Origin of the sequence: Rhizobium sp. BG4 (assembly GCF_016864575.1) — a bacterium.
GTDB lineage: Bacteria > Pseudomonadota > Alphaproteobacteria > Rhizobiales > Rhizobiaceae > Rhizobium.
The window spans coordinates 781,446-800,630 of record NZ_CP044126.1 but is presented as its reverse complement, the minus strand read 5'-3'; the positions used below and the strand labels follow the sequence as shown (position 1 = coordinate 800,630).

At 61.3% G+C, this 19,185-nt stretch carries 17 protein-coding genes; 8 read left to right on the top strand and 9 right to left on the bottom strand.

All coding sequences use genetic code 11. The annotated features are described in order from the left end of the window. Positions 1-33 precede the first annotated feature (33 nt). Positions 34-1,707 carry an amidohydrolase gene (locus F2982_RS23850; protein ID WP_203431133.1) on the bottom strand — a complete coding sequence of 558 codons (1,674 nt, stop codon included), beginning with the start codon at positions 1,705-1,707 and terminating at the stop codon, positions 34-36. Positions 1,708-1,990: 283 nt separating this feature from the next. Here F2982_RS23850 and F2982_RS23845 point away from each other — a divergent pair, with 283 nt between their 5' ends. Further along, a complete protein-coding gene (locus F2982_RS23845; RefSeq protein WP_246777649.1) occupies positions 1,991-2,734 on the top strand; it encodes a metallophosphoesterase in 744 nt (247 codons plus the stop codon). A gap of 28 nt (positions 2,735-2,762) precedes the next feature. On the opposite strand, the gene F2982_RS23840 is transcribed toward F2982_RS23845, so the two are convergent. The 4 genes from F2982_RS23840 to F2982_RS23825 are packed head-to-tail and all read right to left on the bottom strand — an operon-like array spanning position 2,763 to position 6,385. After that, positions 2,763-3,509, bottom strand: a complete 747-nt coding sequence (locus F2982_RS23840) for an N-formylglutamate amidohydrolase (protein ID WP_203431158.1) — start codon at positions 3,507-3,509, stop codon at positions 2,763-2,765. 2 nt (positions 3,510-3,511) lie between these two features. Continuing rightward, positions 3,512-4,831, bottom strand: a complete 1,320-nt coding sequence (locus F2982_RS23835) for a glutamine synthetase family protein (RefSeq protein WP_203431132.1) — start codon at positions 4,829-4,831, stop codon at positions 3,512-3,514. Next, positions 4,828-5,472: an isochorismatase family cysteine hydrolase gene (locus F2982_RS23830; protein WP_203431131.1), complete on the bottom strand. Its 645-nt coding sequence runs from the start codon at positions 5,470-5,472 to the stop codon at positions 4,828-4,830. The genes F2982_RS23835 and F2982_RS23830 overlap by 4 nt, the downstream gene beginning before the upstream one ends. Then, positions 5,465-6,385: a MurR/RpiR family transcriptional regulator gene (locus tag F2982_RS23825; RefSeq protein WP_130280082.1), complete on the bottom strand. Its 921-nt coding sequence runs from the start codon at positions 6,383-6,385 to the stop codon at positions 5,465-5,467. Before F2982_RS23825 ends, F2982_RS23830 begins: the two co-directional genes overlap by 8 nt. 388 nt (positions 6,386-6,773) lie before the next feature. On the opposite strand from F2982_RS23825, the gene F2982_RS23820 reads away from it, so the two are divergent. The 7 genes from F2982_RS23820 (at position 6,774) to F2982_RS23790 (ending at position 15,439) form a co-directional block, all read left to right on the top strand. Next, entirely contained in the window at positions 6,774-7,757 is a 984-nt protein-coding gene (locus tag F2982_RS23820; RefSeq protein ID WP_112712476.1) for an ABC transporter permease, read from the top strand. Between the two features lie 48 nt (positions 7,758-7,805). Then, positions 7,806-8,822, top strand: coding sequence for a sugar ABC transporter substrate-binding protein (locus tag F2982_RS23815; protein ID WP_112712474.1), 1,017 nt, complete (start codon positions 7,806-7,808; stop codon positions 8,820-8,822). Between the two features lie 72 nt (positions 8,823-8,894). Next, on the top strand, positions 8,895-11,018 hold the full coding sequence (locus F2982_RS23810) for an SMP-30/gluconolactonase/LRE family protein (RefSeq protein WP_112712472.1): 2,124 nt from the start codon (positions 8,895-8,897) through the stop codon (positions 11,016-11,018). Beyond that, on the top strand, positions 11,015-12,061 hold the full coding sequence (locus F2982_RS23805) for a hypothetical protein (protein ID WP_203431129.1): 1,047 nt from the start codon (positions 11,015-11,017) through the stop codon (positions 12,059-12,061). The genes F2982_RS23810 and F2982_RS23805 overlap by 4 nt, the downstream gene beginning before the upstream one ends. Before the next feature lies 1 nt (position 12,062). Beyond that, positions 12,063-13,571: a sugar ABC transporter ATP-binding protein gene (locus F2982_RS23800; RefSeq protein ID WP_203431128.1), complete on the top strand. Its 1,509-nt coding sequence runs from the start codon at positions 12,063-12,065 to the stop codon at positions 13,569-13,571. A 17-nt stretch (positions 13,572-13,588) separates the two neighbouring features. Then, the gene (locus tag F2982_RS23795) at positions 13,589-13,993 is read left to right on the top strand and encodes a carboxymuconolactone decarboxylase family protein (RefSeq protein WP_130280072.1); all 405 of its coding nucleotides are present in this window, start codon (positions 13,589-13,591) and stop codon (positions 13,991-13,993) included. A 147-nt stretch (positions 13,994-14,140) separates the two neighbouring features. Further along, entirely contained in the window at positions 14,141-15,439 is a 1,299-nt protein-coding gene (locus F2982_RS23790; protein WP_203431127.1) for an MFS transporter, read from the top strand. Here the strand turns inward: F2982_RS23790 and F2982_RS23785 are convergent. The 4 genes from F2982_RS23785 to F2982_RS23770 form a co-directional block, all read right to left on the bottom strand. Beyond that, the gene (locus F2982_RS23785) at positions 15,429-16,466 is read right to left on the bottom strand and encodes a substrate-binding domain-containing protein (RefSeq protein WP_112712462.1); all 1,038 of its coding nucleotides are present in this window, start codon (positions 16,464-16,466) and stop codon (positions 15,429-15,431) included. The two genes, F2982_RS23790 and F2982_RS23785, sit on opposite strands and share 11 nt — an antisense overlap. A gap of 81 nt (positions 16,467-16,547) precedes the next feature. Beyond that, entirely contained in the window at positions 16,548-17,303 is a 756-nt protein-coding gene (locus F2982_RS23780) for a phosphodiesterase (protein WP_203431126.1), read from the bottom strand. Further along, a complete protein-coding gene (locus tag F2982_RS23775) occupies positions 17,300-18,121 on the bottom strand; it encodes an inositol monophosphatase (RefSeq protein WP_203431125.1) in 822 nt (273 codons plus the stop codon). Before F2982_RS23775 ends, F2982_RS23780 begins: the two co-directional genes overlap by 4 nt. Before the next feature lie 15 nt (positions 18,122-18,136). Next, positions 18,137-19,180, bottom strand: a complete 1,044-nt coding sequence (locus tag F2982_RS23770) for a LacI family DNA-binding transcriptional regulator (RefSeq protein ID WP_130280063.1) — start codon at positions 19,178-19,180, stop codon at positions 18,137-18,139. Positions 19,181-19,185 lie beyond the last annotated feature (5 nt).

The following is a 19,185-nucleotide window of genomic DNA, read 5'->3' as shown; positions in this document are numbered from 1 at the left end:
GATTGACAACCCGGATTCGCTCAAGCGCCCAATCTAGTTCGCCTTGTAGGTGATTTTTCCGCCGCAGATTGTTATCGCGGGCTCGACCTCCCCGAGCTTATCAGGCGCGACGCTCTCGATATCAGCGTTGAGAATGGTGATGTCGGCGAGGAAGCCGGGCTTGATGCGGCCCTTGCGGTCCTCACGAAACTCGGCGTAGGCGCCTTCCGTCGTGTAGCCTTCCAGCGCTTCCATCAAGGTGAAGCTCTGATCCGGATCGGTCGCCTGCCAGGGCTCGCGGATCATCGCTGCCTGGATGCCGCGAATGGGGCTGATCGGCGAGACCGGCCAATCCGACGCGAAGCAGATTCTCGCACCCGCATTCTTGATGGTGCGCCAGGCATAGCTCAGCGGCCAGCGCGAACGTCCGATGCGCGATACGGTCGGCTCGAGCGGCACGCCCATACAGCCTGGCGGGTGAGGGGGCTGCATCGAGGCGATGACGCCGAGCTCGGCAAACCGCGGCAGGTCGTCCGGATGGACGACCTCGATATGCTCGATGCGATGGCGGCTGTCGCGGGCGCCGTTCTCCTTGCGGGCCGCTTCGTAGCCATCGAGCACGGCCCTGACCGCGCCGTCGCCGATCGCGTGGACGGCGATCTGCAGGCCGCGTCTATCCGCTTCGATGGCGATCTCGCGGAAACGCTCCGGCGTGAACAGGCCCTCGCCAACATAATCAGGCCGGTCGGCATAGGGTTCGACCATGACAGCCGTCCAGCTGTCCAGCACGCCGTCGTAGAAGACCTTCACCATGCCCGAGCGCAGGAAATCGCTGTCATAGGCCTTCGACATGGCGGAGGCCTTCTCCAGCATGTCGAGCGACATGAAGTTCTTGAAGTGAAACGGGATGGCGACCCGGCAGGGCAGCCCACCGTCCTCCTTCTCGATCGCCGCCAACAGCTCCAGCTGATAGAGATTGCCATCCATGTTCTGGATCGTGGTGATGCCGTGGCGGGCGCAGTATTCGAGCCCGCGGCGCATGACTTCCATGTCGGTGCGCCACTCGAGATCGGTCGGCCGCGGATCGGGTTCGCCACCGGTCGCAAGGCCAAGTCGGTAGCGCGCAAAGCCGCCGGCAGCCTGCACAGGGCTGAACGCTTCCATCTCGCGAAGCTCCCCGGTCGCCAGCCCGTCGTCGCCCATGACGATCTCGTTGCCCGGACGCAATTCGGCGCCATGGAGAAGATTGGCGAGTTCCAAGGCCTTGGTGTTAGCCCAGGCGGTATGATGGTCGGGCGCGAAGAGGGCCAGCGGCTGGTCCGGCCAGATCGCATCGAGATGGTGCCTCGTCAGCCGCTCTTCGCCACCGAGGATCGTATAATCGGCGCCCTGGGCAAAAAGCATCACCTGCTCGAGGCGATCCTTTCCATAATTCCGGATCGCTTCCGTCAGTGCCGGAAGGCCGTGGACACCGCTGAGCTGCAGATGCACGAGCTCGGCCGAACCGGAGAACAGATGCATGTGATTTTCAGAAAAGCCGGGCACGACCGACCCGCCGCCCGCATCGATAACCTCGGTACCGGGGCCGCGCAGCGAAGCAAGCTCGCCCTTGGCACCGACCGCGGCAATCTTGCCATCAATGATCGCAATTTCCGTGGCCTTGGGCCGCCCGGGATCGAGTGTCAGTACGCGCGCATTGAGAATCAGAAGATCTGCTGTCGGGGTCATAGGGAACTCGCGATTTGACGGATGGCGGGCGGTGGCGAAGGCGAGATAGGCAATGCAAGCTAGCCACAACGACTGCTTAAGACCACCCCGAATCTGAACGCATCCATTGCGTCTGATTATAATGTAAGCATTGACTTACGTATAATCCCGCGACTCAAGAACCCCTTGCGCTGATGCCCGTCCGCGAGGTAACCGGGATGAAGTCCCTCCGGCGCAGACATACGTTTCCAGCACAATCGGCTGCAAGCGCCGCGAGAAAATCGCAGTCAGGAGCCAGCCTTCATTGTCCGACATCTATGCAATTGCCGACATCCACGGACGTGCCGATCTTCTCAAGGCGCTCCTCGGCCATATCGCCGCTCGCGAAGGCGCACAGCCAGTCATCATTTTCCTCGGCGATCTGATCGACCGGGGGCCGCATAGCCCTGAAGTGCTCGATCTCGTGGGTTCCACTCTCAAGCGCTATCCGGGTTCGCGCCTCGTCTTGGGAAATCATGATCACTACCTCCGCTCGCTTCTGCGCGAAGAGCTTGCTGACGAAGACGCGGTGAACTGGATGGACTGGGGTGGCGTTGCGACCGTCAGCGCTTACTCCCGCCACCCGGTGCCGAATTTCGCTGGGATCGCTGCCGACATACGCGAGGCCTTTCCGCATCATGTCGAGCTCTTGAACGATGCCGTGACGCATCACGTTGCCGGCCGCTTCTGCTTTGTCCATGCCGGCCTGCGACCCGGAGTTCCGCTCGCCGAACAGACCGAATACGACTTGCGATGGATACGGGCCGGTTTTCTCGATCATGGCGAACAGTTCGAGCATATCGTCGTGCACGGTCATACCGTTACCGGCTCTCTGCGACCCGAAATATATCAAAATCGCATCGCGCTGGACACGGCGGCCTACCGGACCGGGCGGTTGACCGCGGCCGTTATCCGCAATGACGAGCTTTCCCATTTCGTATGCACGGGCCTCGCTGCCGATGGCGGTATCGGCGTAGAGGAATGGGATTCGCTGGGCCAAAGGCTGTAGCCTTACGGCATAGCGTCGCGTCGAGTGGTCAAGCCCTCAAAGAATCTGCCAGATAATTTGCCCAGCGGGCCTGCCGGTCGGCGGATCCGATCAGGTCATGCCTGATTTCGATCAATACCGCGTCGAGCCTCCGGTCTTCACCATGCACCGGGATGGCGTAGTCGCTTGCTCGTTCGATGACGTAGGGCACATTTGCGCCGATCTTCAACGCCGTCGACCGGCTCAGATGATCGATAATCTGCCGGCCGAACCTGAATGACTTGTTGAACAGGATGCCTGCGTGCCAGGGGCGTTCCTCACCGAGGAAAACCGGAGTGAACGAATGGATCGCGACGATCTTCGTTGGCAGCCCCCGCTTCTGCCGCGCGTCCAGGTGCGCGGAAACAGCCTGTTGGAAAGGCGTAAATATCCTGTCGATCCTTTCCTGGCGCGCTTCGACAGCGAGGCCGATATTTCCGGGAATGGCAGTCGCCTCCGAAAGTTCCGGGATGCTCGTAGGGCTGTCGGTTGGCCGGTTCAGGTCGATGAGAAGACGGGAGTATTTTCCGAGAAAGCATGGCGCGTCCAATAGCTGCGAGAGCGCGCGGCTCACGCCTTCAGCGCCAATGTCCCAGGCGATATGCCGAACCAGCTCTTCGGCTGGCAGTCCGAGATCGTCGAAAGCTTCCGGAATAAAGTTCGAGGCATGCTCGCAGATCAGGACGATTTCCGACGTCCCGTCGATATTCAGGATTTCAACAGGATCGGGCCAGCCGGATTGGTCTGCGGTTCCCATCGTCAATAGGCCGCCCGGTAGCTTGCGCAGATCGCCTCCTCGTCGAGCCCGTCGAGCGATGCCATTTCAAACGCCTTCATCCCGACGAAGGTCTCCAGGAAGACCTCGGAGAACCACGATGTCACCACCGGATCGGACTTGAGAGCGTCCAATGCACCGGCAAGCGTCTCCGGCAGCCGGCGCAGACCTTTCTCGACGCGCTGTTCTTCCGAGAGTTCCTCCGGGTCGCCTGAATGGACCTGCGGGCACGGAAGGCCGGCGATCAATCCCTCGAGGCCGGCGCGCACGATGGCGGCGAGTGCGAGGTATGGATTTGAGGTGGCATCGGCCGCCCGATATTCGATGTTGAAGCTCTTCGCAGGGTCCTTTCCACCAAACGTCACGATAGGGCAGATCCGCAAGGTAGCCTCGCGATCCTTGTCGCCGAGCCAGGTGTAGGACGAGCTCCAGTTGTGCGGCTTCAGGCGATAGTATGATGACACACTGGAGGCAGTCAGTGCGGTGATCGCCGGCAGATGGCGCAGCACGCCTGCACAGAAGGATCCCGCTGCCCGGGAGAGACCAGCCGGACCGGACGGGTCGTAAGTCGCCGGCTGACGATCGGCCCCGACGAGGCTGAAATGGATATGCACACCGTTGCCCACCGACGACGGCGATGTCTTCGGTGCGAAGGATGCCTTCCAGCCGCGCGTGCGCGCAATTTCGCGTACAATTTCCCTGAGGACCACTGCCCGGTCCGCAGCGGCAAGCCCGTCGGACGGCGCGTTCGTTACTTCGAACTGATCCTCGCCATACTCGGAGATGATAACCTCCGGGTTCAGCCCTGCTTCCTCGAGAGCAGCCATCACCTGCGAAGCGAAGCCGTCGGCGCGGCGCAATCCCGCGAATGACATCACATGTTCTTTGGGCAGTCCCGCGTCCAGCAGTTTGAACTCGTGCTCGAATGCCGCCACCAGCGTAAGGCCGGTCTTGGCTTTCAACTCGGCGAGAGCATCTGCAAGCATAGTTCTTGTGCAGCAGGACCACGGGGAGCCGTCCAGCTCCACGAGATTTCCCGGCACCATATCGAACGGTGTTTGGGACCCCGTCTTGGAGGTCCGGTATCTTGCATTCGGATCAGGCAGCAATCGCAAGTCACCGGATGAACCCCATGGGTTCGGATGCGCAATCACGTTGAAAGGCGTGAGGGAAAGGTTGGCCTGCAGCCAGCCGACGCCGGTGGCGATCGTCTTCTCGAACGTGTCGCTCGCGATAAACCGCCCACGCGTAACCGCGGCAATGTCTGTCGTGACGATCCCGGTCAGGTCGACATCGGTGCTCATGCCGCCGCCCTCACTGACAGGCGCTTGACCACGGTATCGGTGTCCGCAACCCAGCAATAGCCACCGAAAGCCTTGAGCGCGGTATCGTGGCGCTCCTGCGAGGCGGCTGCGCATGCGTCGGAAACGCAGGTGACGTAATATCCGCGGTCGGCTGCATCCCGCACCGCCATGTCAACGCATTGGTCAGTCATGATGCCGGTGATGATCAGGTAGCGGATGCCGAGGTTCTTCAGGACGTAGTCGATATTGGTCGAGTTGAAGACGCCGGAGGACGTCTTCGGGATCAGGATCTCGTCATTCTTCGGGCCGAGATTTTCCGGCGGAAAGCCTTCGGGGCTGGTCGGCGGAATGTGGATCGGCGTGAGTTTGTGGTCCAGCGAGCGATCGCGGCCATCTTCCGTCAGGCTTTGGATGATCGTGTGGAGAACTTCGATCCCGTTCGCTCTTGCTGCGGCAAGCAGCCGCTCGTTGTTGGGGACCGTGACCGAGGCGGTCTGGCGGTAGAAATAGTGCTCGGGACCGCGCTCGGGGTGATCGGGGTCCAGCCCGGGCTCCAGCCAGATGCGCTGCATATCGACCAGCAACAGGGCCGTTTCACCGGCAACATAGGGTGCGTCGCGGCTCAGGAGTTTGCTAGGCATGGCTGGTTGTCCCTTTCGTGCGCTTGGGGCCGGGTTGTGACTTGGTTTCGCTTTCATCGCCGTCGACAGTCACGCCATTGCGCGCCCGGACAGCTTCGAGATTCTCGATGCGGCGGCGTGTGGAATCGTCGAGGGTCGACAGGATCTGGGCCACGAGCGCTTCGATCTGCGCGACTGCCGGAGCGAGCGTGTCGTAGGGGGATGGAACGTCCAGCGGACAGATGATCGTCACCTCGGCATGCTCGGCGATCGGCGAGAGCCACTGGTCGGTGAACAGGACGACTGTCGCGCCGCGATCGGCAGCCTGCGAGGCAAAGGCGACGACGTCATTCTGGTAGCGTCTGTAGTCGAAGGCAATCAGCACATCCCGCTTGCCGTAATCGACCAATATGTCGAACGACGGCGCTGCCAGTGTGCCGATGTCGTGAACCCCGGGGCGGAGTTGCGACAGGTAGCCCGCCAGCATCCCAGCGATATGCCGGCTGAAGCGGCCGCCAACGAGGCCGACGCGGCCTTTGGATTCCATGATCAGCTTGGCGACTTTGTCATAGGTGTTGGCCGGCGTTGCGCCGACGGTCTTGTCTATCGTTTCCGAGACCGCGTGCAGATAGGCTTCCGCAATTCCCTGGGCCGCGTCGCTCGATCGCTTTGTCTCCATCATCAAAAGAGGCGAGTGAAGTCTTGCCTCTACTTCCGACAGGAGCCGTTTCTGGAGGTCGGGAAAGCCTTCGAACCCAAGTTTGACAGCGAGCCGAACGACGGTCGCATCGCTGACGCCCGCCTTTTTCGCCAGATTGCTTGCGGTGCTCAGTCCTGACGTCGGATAGTCTGCAAGCAGGATCTGGACGATCTTCTCTTCCGACGGCGTGAGGGTCAGTTTTTGATCGAGCAATAATGTCCTGACGTCCGTCACGTGACCTTCCCCTATGCATTTCATTCTGCGAAATACACCAATATCTTTATATGTGAAAGATAAATTGCATCAATCCCACAGCTGGAGAGGGTGTAGGATACCTTTCACGGTTCATCCCTTCTTTGGTCAATGAAAGCGTATTGACATAGCCGCCCGCCGCGGCCTAACGTTCTCGCAACGCAGCAAAGACTGCATGGGAACGCATCGTACTTCAATCGCTTGCCAGCTGTAGGTCCGCGTCGATTGCGGGTCTTTCGCCGGGAATTAGATTTCGCACGGCAGATGTTGCCGCCGAAAATCCTTCTCAGCTTCCGGCTGATTTAGCGATAGCGCGTTTTGACGAAGTTCCCTCGCTTCTGCAGGCTAATGGCGTTCTGAGGGATTGCATATGAAGCAGCGCGCATCGCGGAAATGGGCCTTGAGCCAAGAGATTATCGTGGCGGTTATTGCCGTGGTGATCTTCGCTGTCGCTTCCGTCGCTCTCCCGGGTTTCTTCACGACCGAGAACGTCGTTTCGATCATCCGCTCGATCTCCGTCCTCGGCATATTGGCGCTCGGCATGGCCGTGGTCATCATCGGCCGCGGGATCGATCTGTCGGCCGTTGCGGTCATGGCGATGTCGGTGGCGTGGTATCTGCAGATGCTCAACGACGGAACCTCCGGGTGGCTGGCCTTCGTCATCGTCTTGGGTGGCGTGATCGGCATCGGCTTGATCAACGGTTTTCTGGTCGCCTATGCGGATGTTCCCGCAATCTTCGTGACGCTGGCCAGCGGCTCGTTCGTCTTCGGCTTCGTGCGCTCGCAGTTGATCGCCCAGGATGCGGTTCCTGTGCCGGCGGAGAACTGGCTGCAGCTTTTCGGCGGGCTTCGCTTCTTCGATGTGCCGATCGAGGTTTTCATTTTTGCGGCGCTGGCTTTCCTTATCTTTCTTATTCTGCGCTACACCAAGTGGGGGCGGTACGTTTACTACGCCGGCGACAACCCGATTGCCGCGCGTAACGCCGGCATGCCGGTCAGGCCGATGCTGGTCTTCCGATATGTGCTTTCCGCGCTCATCGCGTTTGTCGCAGGGCTGCTGACAGCCGCGAGCCTCCATTCGATCAATACGCGCGTCGTCAACTCGACCCTGCTCTACGACATCGTCCTGGTCGCGGTGATCGGCGGCATCGGACTGTCGGGAGGGAAGGGAAGCGTCCGCAACGTGCTGTTCGGGGCAGCCCTTATCGGCATCATGTTGAACGCGATGACCATCATCGACATCCCGCTGATCTACCAGAATCTGATCAAGTCCACGATCCTGCTCGTCGCCATCCTTATCGACGGGCTCCTCAATCCGAGAGACGAACAAACAGCCCAACAGGGAGATATCTGACGTCTCGAGGAAGTTTCGAATTTTCCGTCAACACATCGGGGGACACCCATGAGGTACATGAAGGCACTTTTTGCGGCCGCGACCATCTCGCTATCCGTTTTCGCCACGGCAGCACCTGCGCAGGAAGATCCAGGCCCAGCCGCCTATTCGCAGGCGCTCAAAGGCAAGCGCGTCATGCTGGTCCCGATGGCAATGGGTTTCGATCTCGCACAAGGATGGTCGCACTACATCCAGAAGGAAGTTGAAGCCTTCGGCGGCGTGTTCGAGACACGCGATCCCAACTGGAGCGTCGAAGCCGGAGCTCAGGCGATCACCGAGGCCATCTCCTCCGACACCCGGCCGGACGTCCTCATCGTGCATTCGCCCGATCTCAATTCCTATGCCAGGCTGCTGAAGAAGGCGCAGGCTGCCGGAACCTATGTCGTACTGATCGATAACCCTGCCAACTTCGCGGCGGATGCCTTCGTCGGAAGCGATTGGGATCGTCTCGGACAGCTGGAGGCTGAGGCCGTCATCAAGGGTTGCGGTCCGAATTCATCGAAGAAAATCGGTCTGGTGCAAGGTGATCAGGTGAATGCCTCCAGCCTCTACCAGTACGCAGGCATCATGAAGGTTCTGGAAAAGAACCCCGACTTCCAGGTGGTCGCAAAACCGGACTCGAATTGGGACGCGACGACTTCGCGCAACGTGACCACGACGATGCTGCAGCAGCATCCGGACATTTGCGGCATCGTTGATTTCTGGGACGGCGACGCGACGGGTGCTGCAGCCGCGATCCGCGATGCCAAGCTTCAGGACAAGGTCTTCCTCGTCACGACCGGTGGCGGCGAAAAGGCGGCCGATTGCGACAACCTCGAAAACGGTACCTATGGCGCGGTGGTCATGACCGAGCTGCACAATCAGTCGCGCGATATCAACGCGATCATCAAGTTCCTGTTGCAGAGCGGTCAGCCGGCCGGAACCTCGAAGGCCTACATCTACACGCTCGAGAAGGCGACAACCAAAGCCGATCTGAAGCCCGACAGTTGTTGGGATCTCAAAGCCCTCAAGGCGGCTGCGAACTAAACTCCTTCCAATGACGCGGCGAGGCCCCAGCCCGGGCTTCGCATCATCTCTCCCTGACATCCCGGTCACATCATGACATTCAGAGAACGCCTGCAGGCGTGGCGCTACAACCTGATCCCGGATCATCTCGCCGGCGAAATTCTCAGCAAACGATGGACCGACAATGCGATACCTTTCATCGCGCTGGTTATCGTCGTCGCAGGTTTCGGCTCTGCGATTCCGGGCTTCTTCAAGATTAATTCGCTTCAGGATTCCACCCGCCAGCTCGGCGAGTTCTCGATTGTCGTCACCGGCCTGACGGTGGTGATGCTCGGGGGCGGCATCGATCTCTCGGTGGGCTCGATCTTCGCGCTGTCGTGCTTCGCCGCGGTCTCCGCGTTCTTCATCTTCGAGCAGCCCGTTTGGGTCGCCTTGCTGGCGTCGCTCGCAACCGGCGTCGCTTTCGGTGCGATAAATGGATATCTCGTCGGCTTCCTCAGATTGCGTGCATTCCTCACGACACTCGTCACCTTCATCATCGGTCGAGCGGTCTACGATATCCTCGTCGTCAATTTCGCAGCCCAGATTCAAATGTCGATGGCGATGTCCGACGTTTGGGATTTCGTCGGCGATGGGACTGTGCTCGGGATTTCCGTATCGGTGCTGACGGCGATAATCTTCATCGCGATCACCCACATTGCGCTGACCCGGTCCAGGCCGGGATGGCATATCCTGGCTGTCGGCGGCTCGCGCCGCTCGGCGCATAATGCCGGTATCAAGGTCAAGCGGACGGTGTTCCTCACCTACGTCTTCTCTGGCTTATGCTCGTCGCTGGCCGGCTTCCTGATTGCCTGCCGGCTGAGCGGTGCAGGACCGGGCACCGGACTCAACCTCGAAATCCTTGCGCTCACGGCGGCGGTCGTCGGCGGTAATAGCCTCGGCGGCGGGCGAGGGTCCGTCATAAAGGGACTGATGGGCGCGATTATCGTGCTCGTCATGACGAACGGCCTGATCCGCCTCGGATACGGGACGGGTACGAACCAGATGGTGCTGGGCCTGATGCTCGCCGTTGCGGTGACGATCGATATCCGATGGCTGAAGAACCGTCACAAGGTCCTCAATGAGGTCTATGTCGCGCCTGTCTACCTGCGCATGGGCGAGGCTCAATCGGCGGTTCCCGGATCAGGCACGCCCTATGAAATGGATAATCGGCTGGCGCAGACGCAATATATCGGCCTCGGCGAGCTGGAGGGGCCGGAAGACGTCATCCTCGACGACGACGACAACCTCTATTGCGGAACGCGCCATGGCGAGATCGTCCGCTTCCTGGCGCCGGACTACGAACGATCGGAAGTCTTCGCTCACGTCGGCGGCTTCCCGCTCGGGCTCGCCTTCGACAAGGATCGCAACCTCATCAGCTGCGTGGGCGCGATGGGTCTTTACTCCATCGCTCCGGACCGGACCGTGCGCAAATTGACCGCGGAGACATCGCGGTCCTGGACTTCTGTCGTCGACGACGCCCGTCTGAGAGACCCCAACGACTGCGACATTGCTCCGGATGGCCGCATCTACTTTACCGACTCGACCAAGCGGTACGACGCGCACGACTGGGCACTGGACTCGATCGAGAACCGCGCCACGGGGCGCCTGCTTGTCTACGATCCGAAGAACGGCACGACCAAGACCCTGCTCGATGGGTATCGCTACACCAACGGCGTTTGCGTCGCCCATGACGGCAAATCGATCTTCTTTGCCGAAAGTTGGGCCTGCCGCGTTCATCGCTACTGGCTGGAGGGCCCCAAAGCGGGGACAGCGGAGTGCGTTATCGCAGACATGCCCGGCTATCCCGACAATATCAACCGTGCGTCCGACGGTACCTACTGGATGGCCTGGCTCGGGATGCGAACGCCGAGCTTTGATCTTGCGCTTCGCCACCCCGGCATGCGCAAGCGAATGACCCGACGGCTCCCCCAGGACGACTGGTTGTTTCCGAACATCAACACCGGCGGCATCGTCAAGTTCGATGAAACCGGTCAGATCAGGGATGCGATGGCAGACCTTTCCGGCGTCTCCCACCCGATGGTCACGTCGATGAGGGAGCACAAGGGCTACCTCTATGTCGGCGGCATCCTCAATAATCGCGTCGGCCGCTACAAGCTTGCCCAGGCCAATTCCGACTGGACCGGACCGTCGTCCTATTGGGGGAGAGAGCCATGATGTTCGATCCCATCCTCGACTGGTTTCGCGGCAAGGCGGTGACAATTCCGCCGCTGGACGGCGCCTTCCGGCCGAACCAGGTTCTCGACGAAGCTCAGGTGGTCGCCACCTTGCCCTCAGCGGATAATGTTGCCGTCCACAATGGAGAGATCATCGTCTCTTCCGGGCGCTCACTCTTCTCGGTCGGCCATGGACGAGAGCCGCAACGGGTTCACGAGTATGACTCCGAGATCACCGCCACCGCCGTGTCCCCCGAGGCCGGTCTCGCCGTCGCCCTCGCATCCGGCAAGCTGATCCTCGACGGCAAGCAGCTGCCGCTGCCGGGCGAGATTTCTTGTATCACGGCACTCGTCTTTGCGCCCGACGGTTCGCTCTGGATTGCCAATGGAGCCGCAGGGATCGCGCCCACCGAATGGGTTCGGGATCTCATGGCGAAAGGCAGTTCGGGAAGCATCTGGACCATCGAGCCCGGCAACAACAAGGCGCGCAAACTGGTGGCCGGTCTGGCATTCCCGTTTGGCCTGCTGCCGGTATCCGGCGGCGTCGCCGTCTCGGAAGCATGGAACCACAGGATCCTTCGCGTCTCCAAGCATGGCGACACGGCAACCGTCATCGACAATCTGCCGGGCTATCCGGCGCGGCTTTCTGCAGCGCGCGACGGCGCGTGGCTGTCGATATTTGCTCCGCGCAATCGCCTGATCGAGTTCGTTCTGCAAGAGAAGAGGTATCGCGAGGACATGATCGCGACCGTTCCGCCGGAGTTCTGGATCGCCCCATCGCTTGCGTCCGGCGAGAGTTTTCTCGAGCCGCTGCAGTGCGGTGGCATCAAGACGATGGGGATCCACAAGCCGTGGTCGCCCAGCCGGTCGTATGGCCTGGTCGCCAAACTCGACACCGCTCTTCGCCCCGTCGGGAGCTTTCATAGCCGGGCAAACGGCGTACGGCATGGGACGACAAGCGCTGTCGAACACGAGGGGAGGCTGCTGGTCGCGTCAAAGGGCGGCGGCGTGCTTGTCTCCGTGGATGCAACGGAGATCGGATGAGATGAGTACAGCCGAAGACATCATCGTCCATCTTGAAAACGTCACCAAGGAATATCGCGGCGTTCCTGCGGTCAGGAATGTCAGTTTCGACCTTCGCCGCGGTGAAATCCACGCCTTGCTCGGCGAGAACGGTGCGGGAAAATCGACGCTGACCAAGATCATCGCCGGCGTGGTGGAGCGTACCGCCGGCGTCATGATCCATCGCGGCAAGGAGGTGAGCTACGGTTCGCCGAACGCTGCGTTGGATGCCGGTATCGCAATGGTGTTCCAGGAAACGAGCCTGGTGCCGTCCATGACTGTGGCGCAGAATCTCTATCTCGGGACGGAAGCGTTTCTCAATCGCCTTCGGGGGATCTATATCTCCGCCCAGCAGTTTCTCCAGTCGCTGAACTTCCCTGTCGATCCGACGGCGATGGTCGAGACGCTCGGGGCGGCCAAGAAGCAGATGGTGGAGATCGCGCGTGCGGTTCACCACAATGCCGAAGTGATCATCTTTGACGAGCCTACCGCGACACTCACGCCCGAGGAGAAAAGGCATTTCTTCGCCTTGGTGAGACGGCTGAAAGCGAGAGGCGTGTCGATCGTCTTCATCAGCCACGCGCTCGAAGAAGCCTTGATGATCGCCGACCGCATCACGATCCTTCGTGACGGTGAGCTGGTTGCTTCCGGCGATACCTCGGAATTCGACCGGGAGAAGATCATCGCGGCCATGGTGGGCAGAACGCTCACCGGTGAACTCTATAAGAAGCGCGATGCGTCGACCATCAGGAAGGCGGGAAAGAAGGTCCTGTCCGTCCAGGACCTCTCGATGAGCAACGTCGTCCGGAACAATTCCTTCTCCGTCTTCGAAGGCCAGATCACCGGCGTCTTCGGCCTGATTGGTTCGGGCCGAACGGAGACGTTCAAAGTCATCTCGGGAATCTACAAGCGCGACTTCAAGCGTGGCGGCTCGGTCGAGCTGGATGACAAGCCGGTGCGATATTACGTTCCGCGTGAGGCCGTCAGAGACGGGATCGTCTACGTGACCGAAGACCGCAAGAGCGAAGGCTTTTTCGAGACGATGTCGATAGCCGAGAATGTCTTCGGCGGGCTTCTTTCCGCCGGCCGCGAAAAGAGCAAGGTCATCAGCATGCGCGAAATGCACGACCTGGCGGCGGAATGGACGAGCAAGCTCAATATCCGGGCAATCAACGACAACGCGCGGGTTGTCGAGCTCTCCGGCGGCAATCAGCAGAAGGTGGTGATCGGCAAGGGCCTGGTCCAGGAGCCGCGCATCGTGATTTTCGACGAGCCCACGCGTGGCGTGGATGTCGGCGCGATCGCCGAAATCCATCAGATCATCAACGAGCTTGCCGACCGGGGTTTGGCGGTCGTTGTCATCTCGTCCTACCTTCCGGAGATCATGAACCTCTCGGACCGCATCCTGGTCTGCCGCCAAGGGCGTATCGTCGAGGAGTTCTCACCGGCTGAATCCACCGAAGCCAAAATAATGTATGCCGCTGTGCACTGATCTGAAAGGCGATCACGATGGCCACCGTCAAACTTCTCACGGATACCGAGGTCGCGGATATTCCCGCCGCCAAGGAAGTTTTTGATGACATCAGAGCGACCAGGAAATCCGACTTCATAAACAATTTCTGGCGTGGTCTGGCGAATGATCCGCCGCTGCTTAAACGCACCTGGGAAGGGCTCAAGGCCGTTATGGCGGTGGAAGGTGCTTTGGACCCATTGGTGCGCGAAATGATCTACATTGCCGTCTCGACCGCCAACGGATGTTCCTACTGCGTCCATTCTCACACCGCCGCGGCCAAGGCGCGGGGGATGACCCAAGCCCAGCATGCCGAGTTGATGGCCGTGATCGGACTGGCCGGCCAGACCAATCATCTGGTGACGGCGATGCAGATACCGGTCGATGACCAGTTTCTTGCATAAGGGCTGACCGCAGCGCCGCTATCGCGCTCGAAGCCGCCGGAATTCCTATCCGGTGTGCTTGCCATGTCTCCATTCGTTCAACGCCCGATTGATAATCCCCGGCCGGGCCATAAGTACCTGCTGAGACATAGCATTTGGAGACATAGCATGGTCAGCGAACGGGAACTGATTTCCAAGATCACCTGGCGCCTGATGCCCTTTCTCGGCATCCTCTATCTCATCGCTTACATCGACAGGCAGAATGTCAGCTTCGCCAAGTTGCAGATGGTTGGCGACCTCGGGATGAGCGAATATGCCTATGGCCTTGGGGCTTCGCTGTTCTTCATCGGCTACTTCCTGTTCGAGGTTCCAAGCAACCTGTTTCTCAACCGCCTCGGCGCGCGCATCTGGTTCGCCCGCATCCTGGTCTCCTGGGGCATCGTCACGATCGCGCTCGCCTATACGCAGAATGCGACGATGTTCTACATCCTGCGCTTGCTGCTCGGCGTCTGCGAAGCGGGCTTCTTTCCCGGCGTCCTCTACCTGCTGACACTGTGGTTCCCGGCCGATTATCGCGGCCGCATGGTCGGCCTGTTCATGATCTTCAGTGCCCTTGCCAATGCCGTCGGCGCGCCGCTCGGCGGCATGCTGCTCGATCTCGATGGGCTCTATGGCTATGCCGGCTGGGAATGGGTGTTCCTGGCTACTGGCGTTCCGGCGGTTCTCGCCGGTATCGTCACCTTCTTCTATCTGCCTGATAATCCCGACAAGGCGTCGTTCCTCTCCACCGACGAGCGCAGCTGGCTGCATAACCGGCTGGAGAGCGAAAATGCCGGGATGGACAAGAATGCCGAGAACGGGTTCAAGGCGCTCGTCGACCCGCGGGTGCTTCTGATGGCGCTTTGCTATGTGGCCTTTCCGCTGGCGGCCTATGGTCTCAGCTATTGGCTGCCGACCATCGTCCACGGCTTCGGCGTCACCAATACCGTCAACGGTTTCCTCAACATCATCCCCTGGATCCTCGTGGCGATCGCGCTCTATGCCGTGCCCGCCATGGCCGACAAGGCGGCGTCGAAGACACCCTATATCGTCATCCCGGCCTTCATCGGGGCGGCCTGCCTGCTGCTCTCGGCGCTCATCCCCAACAACACGCTGCAGTTCGCCTTCCTCTGCATTGCCGCTGCCGGCATTTTCGCGCCGCAGCCGGTATTCTGGAGCCTGCCCTCGCGCTTCCTCAAAGGTGCCGGTGCGGCTGCGGGTCTCGCTGCCATCAATTCGGTCGGCAATCTCGGTGGCTTCGTGGCGCAGAATGTCGTGCCCTGGATCAAGGATGCGACAGGCAGCACGATCGCGCCGATGATCTTCCTGGCCGTCTGCCTGGCGGCCGGTGCCCTGCTGGTCTTCGTGGTGACGCAGCTGATCGCCCGCAAGGATCACGCCCATACGGACGGCGCGCTCAGGACGTGAGCGTGAAGGCGTCGCTCTCGCCGGGCACCAGCTCCAGCGGCCAGATCGTGTTGCGGGCGCCGCGCGGGTAGGTCTCGGCATAGGCGGGCATGGTCGCCAGCAGGGTCTCGGCGAGCTCGATGCCGAGATCGCGCAGCGACATGCGGAAGCAGGTAAGCGACGGCTGCAGGAAGCGGCCTCGCGGTTCCTCGCGGAAACCGATGATGGCAAGGTCGCGCCCGGGCATGACGCCGGCCTCGACAAGGCGGCGGTAGAGGCCGATCGCCATCAGTTCGTAGATCAGGATGATCGCCGTCGGCTTGCCGTCGAGCAGCAGCAGTTCGTGGCCCGCCTGATAGCCGCCCTGTTCGCTGGATTTGACCCGGATCACCAGCTTCGGATCATACTTTATCCCGTGCCGCTCCAGCGCCTGGCGATAGGAATCGACGAAGATATAGCCGAGATTGATATCGTTGGAGGGGGCGGCGATGGCGATGGTGCGATGGCCCTTGGCCACCAGCCGGTCGACGGCGGATGCCGCCACGCCCTCGAAGTCCAGGTCGATCCAAGGATAGTTCTCGCCAGAGGAGCTGCGCCCCAGCGTCACGAAGGGAATCTTGGCCTTGACCAGCAGGTCGATGCGCTTGTCGATCCGCTGCGTCGCCGAGATGATCATCGCGTCGACGACGCGCCGCGCCACCATGCGTTTCAGATATTCGTGCGGGTCCTCGTCATTCGGGCAGGGCAGCATGACGAGGTCGAGCTTATGGCGGGCAAGCACGCTCTGCAGGCCGCCGGTCAGGCCAAGGAAGAAGTTGTCGCTGTTTTCGACCGTTTCCTTGCTGGATTCGATCATCAGGCCGATGACGTTGGTCGTTCCCTGGCGCAGGCTGCGGCCGGACTGGTTGGCGACGTAGCCGAGTTCCTCGGCGGCGGCGAGGACCCGCTTGCGGGTCTCCTCGTTGACATCGGGCTTGCCGTTCAGCGCGCGCGAGACGGTCCCGATCGAGATATCGAGATGTTTGGCAAGCTGCCGGATGCCCTTCATGTCAGCCGATCTTCCTCCGCGATCGAAAACGTGAGGCTTCTTCTTGCCATAGGAAAACGTTTTCGGAAAGCGGAGGCGGTCTCAATCGGCGAACTGGTGAATGTGGACGATCAGGCTGTCGCGATCGGCGAGAATGATCGAATACATCGGCGGTTCGAAGCAGTTGGTGGTGGTCGGCGAAACGAAGTCCAATGCCGTCTGGTGATTGGTGCTGCGCAGGATGGTGAAGGGGATGCCCTGCCAGTTCCCCGTCACGAGCCGGTGCAGATGCCCGGCGAAGATATGCCTGACATCGCCATGCGCCTTCAGCAGTGCAAAGAGCGGCTCGGGATCGAGAAGGCCGAAGACGTCGAGGGCCGGTAGATGCACCTTGTCTGCCGGGTGGTGCATGAAGAGATAGACCGGGCGGTCCTTCGCCTCCTCGAGCTTCTCCTTCAGCCAGGCGAGCCTGCTGTCGCAGAGCCTGCCGGTCACCTTGCCGTCGTCCAGCGTGTCCAGCGTGATCACCCGTCCCTCGGGCAGATCGATCGCCGCTTGTGCGAAGCCGTTTTCCGCCATTTGGCCGGGAAAGACGGTGGCGAAGTTTTCGCGGATATCGTGATTGCCGAGCATCAGCCGGATCGGCAGCTTCGACCGGGAAATGCGTTCTTCGAGGATCCGGTAGGTATCCTCGCCGCCAGTCTCGGAGAGATCGCCTGAGACGACGACGAGATCGGCATCCGCATGATGGGCTTCGACGTCGGCGAGGCAGGCATCCATGCGCGCGGCCGGATCGAGGCCCAGCAAGGTTCCACCTGCCTGAACGAGGTGGAAATCGGAAATGTGGATGAGCTTCATGACCGGGCTTCCGCGTCTTCGAGGGAGCGCTCGACAAGCGCCAGCAATTCATCCCGCATCTGCGGCGCGGCGGCGATGACCGGGCCGCCGGTCAGGAGAGTCCCGCCTTCGCCAGGGAAATCGGCGGTCCAGCCGCCGGCTTCGCGGATCATCAGCAGGCCCGCGGCGCAATCCCAGGCGTTGATATGCGGCTCATAGTAGCCGGCAAGGCGGCCGCAGGCGACCTGCGCCAGCATCAGGGCACCGGAGCCGTTGCGGATGAACATGCCACCGGCTTCGAGCAGCCGCTGCACGAAGCAGGACACCTGGCGCAGCGGAATGCGGAAATTGGCGCCGACGCCGAGCAACCCGGTCGAAATGCGGCCGGTTTGGCTGACTTCCATCGGGCGGCCGTTGAGCTGTGCGCCGGCACCCTGCCTGGCGACGAAGAGATCGCCGGTCGAGGGCTGGCAGATCAGCCCGAGCACCGTCTCGCTGCCGCGCATCACGGCAATGGAGATGCACCACTGGTCGATGCCGTGCAGGAAGCAGCTGGTGCCGTCGATCGGATCGACCACCCAGAGATAGCCGGAAGGACCTTCGCTGAGACCCTCTTCTTCGCCGAGTACGCCATCATCCGGGAAGGCGGCGGCGATCCTTTCGCGGATCAATGCCTCGACCGATTTGTCGGCCTCGCTGACCACGTCCTGGCCATTGAGCTTCTGGCTGGTTTCCAGAGAGGAGAGGTCGCGGAAATAGGCGAGTGCCTTTTCCGCAGCTTCAAGGATCACCTCGCGCGCCAGCACGAAGCGCGGATCGTCGGGGAATTCGCAGGGCATCGGTATCTTTCTGGATCAGGGCACGAAGCTGTCGCGCACGACAAGCTCGGGGATGACCCGTTCGTAGGCGGGGGGCAAATCGGGATTGGCGAGGCGCTTTTCCACCAGCTCGACGGCGCGCTGCGCCATGACGATCGGATCCTGGCGGAAGGTGGTGAGCCTGTAGCTCAGCCAGGCGGCCTCCGGCACGTCGTCGAAACCGATGACGGCGACATCATCGGGAACGCTGAGGCCGAGCGTGGTGCGGACATAGTCCATCAGGCCGAAGGCGATCTGGTCGTTGGCGCAATAGACGGCATCCGGATAATCGGCGGCGCTGGCGAAAAGCTGCTTTGCGGCGGCGATGCCGCTGTCATAGTCGGAGTCCTTACCGCGGCCGATCGCGACGCTGGCGCCGAGCGCCTCGGCTGCGGTCTTGAAGGCGGTCTCGCGCTCGGCGATGCTCGATGTCGCCGAGAAAGAGGTGGCAACGGCAAGCTTGCGGCGGCCCTTCTCGAAAAAGGCGTTGGCGGCCTTGCGCGATGCCTCTGAATTGCCGGCACGGACATGGTCGGCATCCGGCTCGGAGCGGCCGATGACGACGAGCGGCTGGCCGTTGCGATGCGCAAGCTCGAAGAAATTCGCCGGCGGCGAGCCGGAGAGGATGATCGTCGCCTCGGCGCGGTGGCCGATCAGCATCTTCTGGGCGGCCAGCATTTCCTCTTCGGTCTGGCCGGTATTGATCAGGATCGGGATGCTGCCGCGCTGGATCAGCGCCTTGGAAAGCGCTGCCGCCAGATGGGCGCGGAAGCCGACTTCCGGCCGCGTCGCGACGATGCCGACCAGCCGGCTCTGATTGGCGAGCACGCCGCGCGCAAGGTCGTTGACGTGATAGCCGAGCTCTTCGGCCGCCTTCAGCACCCGCTCGCGGGTGGCAGGGGCAACGCTGGCGCCGGGCGTAAAGGTGCGCGACACCGCCGAGCGCGAGACACCAGCAAGCTGCGCCACCTGTTCGGCGCTGACGAAGCGCATGCGCTCCTTGCGCTGGTTCTTGAGGTCGTTGGTTGGGCCGTCATTCATGGCAA